Origin of the sequence: Streptomyces phytophilus, assembly GCF_013870535.1 — a bacterium.
GTDB classification, from domain to species: domain Bacteria; phylum Actinomycetota; class Actinomycetes; order Streptomycetales; family Streptomycetaceae; genus Streptomyces; species Streptomyces phytophilus.
This window is the reverse complement of sequence record NZ_JACBXC010001523.1, coordinates 1-1286: the sequence shown is the minus strand read 5'-3', so window position 1 is coordinate 1286 and position 1286 is coordinate 1. Positions and strand designations below refer to the sequence as shown.

Annotated in this window: 2 protein-coding genes; one reads left to right on the top strand and one right to left on the bottom strand. The window is 72.1% G+C overall.

Annotation, left to right across the window (positions count from 1 at the left end):
* Nucleotides 1-286: 286 nt before the first annotated feature.
* Entirely contained in the window at nucleotides 287-592 is a 306-nt protein-coding gene (locus H5J30_RS33935) for a hypothetical protein (RefSeq protein ID WP_181791647.1), read from the bottom strand.
* A 221-nt stretch (nucleotides 593-813) separates the two neighbouring features.
* Here H5J30_RS33935 and H5J30_RS33930 point away from each other — a divergent pair.
* A partial coding sequence (locus H5J30_RS33930; RefSeq protein WP_181791645.1) for a bifunctional DNA primase/polymerase occupies nucleotides 814-1286 on the top strand: 473 nt, incomplete at its 3' end.

The following is a 1286-nucleotide window of genomic DNA, read 5'->3' as shown; positions in this document are numbered from 1 at the left end:
TGGTCCGTCCGGAGGGCGGAGGGGAGCCGTACGCGGGACGGGGGGAGGGGCCGGGGCCGAAGCCGGACACGGCGCGCAGGCGCACCCGCGGCCGGCAGCCCGCAGCCCGCAGCCCGCAGCCCGCAGCCCGCAGCCCGCAGCCCGCACGGGAAACGACCGGCAACGCGTCACGCCGCAAAGCAGCCCCTACGGGAGACCCCTCCGCCGCCCGCACGCGACCGCGCGGCCGCACCGTGACGGTGCGGCCGCGCGGCCTTCCCCATGAGCACCCCGAACTGCGTGAGCCTTACCAGAGATTGGTGAAGACGACCACGGTGTCCGACTGGTCGACGACGTTGCCGAAGCCTTGGACGTTGGCGGTGTTGGACTCGTTGTAGCCGCCGCCGCCGTTGTTGACCTGCTGGGTCTGGGCGTTGTTGCCGTAGTTGTCGTCACCGACGCCGCCGAGCTGGCCGACGATCGCGGAGTGGGAGTCGTCGTTGGCGAACGCCCCGGCCCCGTTGTCCGCCTGTGCGACCCCTCCGAAGAGCGCGACAGCGAGCGGCAGTGAAGCTGCCGCGGCCAAGATACGGGCCGTGCGAGTGCGTGCCATCTGCTTCCTCCTATGTAACGGAAGACGGTTCCGTGGACGGGAGCCGGCCGGGGCTCCGGCCGCCTCTCCGGCGGTTTGCGACGTCGCGAAAGCATCGTTGCCCATGGAACCCGGATGTAGCGCCGACCGGTGCCCTTTTCCCCCGCAGGCATGATCGGCGCCGGGTAAACCCGTACAGCCCGCCACTTTCGCGTATCGAACACTTGTACGATACTGGGGGCATGGACAGCTCCGTACACAGCCATGCCCTCACCGCCGCGCTGGCCGCCGCCCGCCGCGGGCTGCCCGTCTTCCCGCTGTCCCGCGCGAAACAGCCCGCGGTCCGCTCCCCGCACCACGCAGACTGGCCGCGGGTGCCCTGCCGCGGGGAGTGCGGGCGCATCGGCCACGGCGTGTACGACGCGACGACCGACACCGACGCGATACACACCCTCTTCGCCGCCGCCCCGTGGGCGACGGGGTACGGAATCGCCTGCGGCCGGCCGCCGCATCACCTGATCGGGCTGGACCTCGACGTGAAATCGGGGACGAACGCGCCGGGGGTGTTCGAGTCGCTGCTCGTCGCGCGGAGGATCGTGCTGCCGCCGACGGTGGTGATACTCACGCCCGGCGGCGGCCGCCACATCTGGCTCACCGGCCACCCGGAGCACACGGTCCCCAACTCGGTGGGCCGGCTCGCGCCCGGCGTCGACGT

Excerpts from the sequence above, each read along its gene's own strand:
- H5J30_RS33935 (WP_181791647.1), bottom strand. The coding sequence starts at position 592 with ATGGCACGCACTCGCACGGCCCGTATCTTGGCCGCGGCAGCTTCACTG.